Origin of the sequence: Salinivibrio sp. SS2 (assembly GCF_001722075.1) — a bacterium.
Lineage (GTDB): Bacteria > Pseudomonadota > Gammaproteobacteria > Enterobacterales > Vibrionaceae > Salinivibrio > Salinivibrio proteolyticus.
The window spans coordinates 1-2972 of record NZ_MEBP01000116.1; the positions used below are offsets into that span (position 1 = coordinate 1).

3 protein-coding genes and 1 pseudogene are annotated in these 2972 nt (G+C 46.6%); 2 read left to right on the forward strand and 2 right to left on the reverse strand.

Annotated elements, in window-relative coordinates:
- Positions 1 to 246: 246 nt before the first annotated feature.
- Positions 247 to 456, reverse strand: a pseudogene (locus BGK46_RS17920) (transposase); the annotation flags it as partial.
- 96 nt (positions 457 to 552) lie between these two features.
- Here BGK46_RS17920 and BGK46_RS14615 point away from each other — a divergent pair.
- Together BGK46_RS14615 and istB are read left to right on the forward strand one after the other, a co-directional pair.
- Positions 553 to 1242, forward strand: coding sequence for a helix-turn-helix domain-containing protein (locus BGK46_RS14615; RefSeq protein ID WP_069590465.1), 690 nt, complete (start codon positions 553 to 555; stop codon positions 1240 to 1242).
- A complete protein-coding gene (gene istB / locus BGK46_RS14620) occupies positions 1239 to 2033 on the forward strand; it encodes an IS21-like element helper ATPase IstB (RefSeq protein WP_069590468.1) in 795 nt (264 codons plus the stop codon). The genes BGK46_RS14615 and istB overlap by 4 nt, the downstream gene beginning before the upstream one ends.
- A gap of 54 nt (positions 2034 to 2087) precedes the next feature.
- Here the strand turns inward: istB and BGK46_RS14625 are convergent, their stop codons facing one another.
- Positions 2088 to 2882, reverse strand: coding sequence for a hypothetical protein (locus tag BGK46_RS14625; protein WP_254659695.1), 795 nt, complete (start codon positions 2880 to 2882; stop codon positions 2088 to 2090).
- Positions 2883 to 2972: the final 90 nt, after the last annotated feature.

The following is a 2972-nucleotide window of genomic DNA, read 5'->3' on the forward strand; positions in this document are numbered from 1 at the left end:
TTATTGAGTATCGTTGTCCTTCGGTCAACTGCTGGTAACTCATGGTAATCACGTTTTGATTTTGGCGATGAGAAGCGTACCACTATCAGCAGTTGACTTCCTCTCGCCAGTTTAACCATGAGTGTTGCACTTATTATCTGAATTCAGGGTTGAGAAAGTCGGTGTCGCTGCTGCACGGCAACTATCGTTATATGAATCTCAAATCTATGGGTGGCGTAGAGCCGTTAAAAAGACTACCGAGACTTGATTGCGAGGGTGCCCCTTTTCCCAGAAAGCAGCCCCTTCACGTGGAGGGATTAGAGGTGTCGCTTTCTTAACGCTAATCGCCCTTTGACATTCCTTTGTATCGTATGCACCATCTCCTGAAATCTCCTTGATGGTTCGGCGTGTTTACTTGAGTAAATTAGGGAGTACTTCCGCATCTGTCACGCCTGAATGCGTCAGTTCCGCTGCGATGTCAGCGCCGATGTAAAACTGACCCACTAACGTCGATTTAAAATTGACCCACCTGAGCCAAACTATCCGTTCGTTACATGGATAAAGCGGCGGATTATGATCAATCAGGAGCAACTCGTGGAAATACACGTTTTACATCATCAAGGGCGCAGTATCCGCCGCATTGCAAAGGAGTTGGGTATCTCAAGGAATACGGTTCGCAATTACCTTCGAGATAAAAGCAAAGCGCCAGTTTATCCTGAGCGTCAAGAAGACTGGATAGAAGGTCTTGAAGAAGCGTTTGAATACTTCGGCGGCGTCCCCAAAGAGGTGCTATTCGATAATGCGAAAGCCATCATGATAGAGCGTGATGCCTACGGTGAAGGTGAACATCGGTGGAATCCAGCGCTGCTCACCACGGCCAAGAAATACAGCTTTAGACCAAGAGCCTGTCGTCCATATCGCGCAAAGACCAAAGGGAAAGTGGAGCGATTTAACGCTTACTTGAAAAGCAGCTTCGTCACGCCGCTTGCGGCGACACTCAGGCAGCACGGTCTTAACATCACCGTCGGTGTTCTTAATGGACATATCGGCGCATGGCTAGAAACCGTCGCTCATCAACGAACTCATGGTACGACAGGTGCAAAGCCTCAAGTTCTCTTAGATGAAGAACGCTTTACACTTCAGCCACTCCCATCGCCAACGCGTCCAGTCACAACGCTAACAACGAGTGATAATGTGGTGCCGCTAGAGAGCTTCCAACACCCATTATCAACGTATGATGCACTATTAGAGGTGCGACCATGAACCTTCAAATGAATCGCATTGAAGCTGCCTGTGCAGCGCTGAAGCTACAAGCTATCGGTCAGGAATGGCCAAGATTAGCAGAAGCCGCCAACAATCGTGAACTGAGTCTAGCCGATTACTTAGAGTCACTGCTGAACGCAGAGCTGGAAGCCAGAGCTGAGCGCACAAGAGCCACACTGACTAAGTTCGCCAGCTTTCCAATGGAAAAAACGTTCGATGATTATGACTTCAACTTCGCAACTGGCGCCCCGAGAAAACAGCTCAAAGAACTAACAGGGTTGGCCTTCATCGAGCGAAAGGAAAACGTGGTGTTACTTGGGCCAAGTGGCGTCGGTAAGAGCCACCTTGCAGTTAGTATTGGTCAACTCGCTGTCCAAAAAGGTTTAAAAACGCGGTTTATCACGGCAGCAGACTTGATGCTTCAACTCTCTACTGCCAAAGCTCAAGGTAAGCTTGAAAGTTACTTGAGACGCAGTGTACTCGCACCGAAACTCCTTATCGTCGATGAAATCGGCTATCTACCGTTCGGCAGAGAAGAGGCCAACTTATTCTTCAACGTCATCGCCAAACGCTATGAGCAAGGCAGTATTATCGTGACCAGTAACTTGCCGTTCTCTCAATGGTCAAAGGCGTTCGCCGACGATACAACGTTGACGGCGGCACTACTTGATAGGCTTCTGCATCACTCGCACATCGTACAAATCAGCGGTGAAAGCTACCGATTACGAGGAAAGAAGGTGGCTGGAACCGTACCATCGGCTTTGGGCAGCTTATCTGAAAGCAAAAATTAATTACGTGGGTGGGTCAGTTTTACTTCGGCGATAACGTCGATAAGTGGGTCAAATTTAAACTGGCGTTGACAACAGATATATGTGATTAACAGAACCAAGCTCATAGACTGCAAATAGTTTTTTAGGTCTAGATACTTCCGAAGAACGGTGCATCCAACCTGTCTGAATAATTTCTTTTCCTGTGTAGGTTAATCCCCATAACTTTATGCCCAATTCAGATACAGTGACTTTTTGACGAGGTAACAGCAGTATTTTTGCAATATCCGTATCAATAGCTCGTAAACGCCCAGTACGATTCTGTAGGCCCCACCTCCAAAGCTCAATAGGGATCGATGGAAGGCTTTCTGGCATATCAGGAGCGCGATCGTACTTATCCAATAGCTTGTTTAAGTTGTGAGCAAGTATTGAATAGAGCAGTATTTCAATAAAGTCTGATCTCGCCACAGCAGCTTCAACTCTATAATCTCTTTCACCATGCTTCTTAACCTTGTTACCAGTTACGACACCTGGCATATAGGGCTTGAACTTAGCCTGCAGCGTACCAAACGATCTCTCGACAATGCCTTTAGCATCGCCTCTTCGAGGTGGAGCACTTTCAAGGCGAATACCAATAGCATCAACCAAATAATTTGCTTGGTGGCTCATCAATTCACCACGATCAGCCAGCAACACATCGGGAATACCTATGCATGGCCACTGTTCTTCTGAAATATCGATACCATATTTTGCGCAAGTTTCTATTTTGCTGCAAAAGCTGCATATCAGCGCTTTCATTGCAACGGGGAAAGATGGGTTATCGAAACCAATATAAAACCCTGCAACCATACGACTAAAAACATCAATGACCATATAAATCGTCGGCCGACCGATAACCTTGTCTGAATCGTCATCATCTACTAAGTAAATATCTGCAATGGTGGTGTAACCCTCCCTGTTTTA

What these genes read in the sequence shown, in the direction of transcription:
- BGK46_RS14625 (WP_254659695.1), bottom strand. Translation starts at nt 2,882, where the DNA reads ATGGTCATTGATGTTTTTAGTCGTATGGTTGCAGGGTTTTATATTGGT.
- istB (WP_069590468.1), top strand. Translation starts at nt 1,239, where the DNA reads ATGAACCTTCAAATGAATCGCATTGAAGCTGCCTGTGCAGCGCTGAAG.
- BGK46_RS14615 (WP_069590465.1), top strand. Translation starts at nt 553, where the DNA reads ATGATCAATCAGGAGCAACTCGTGGAAATACACGTTTTACATCATCAA.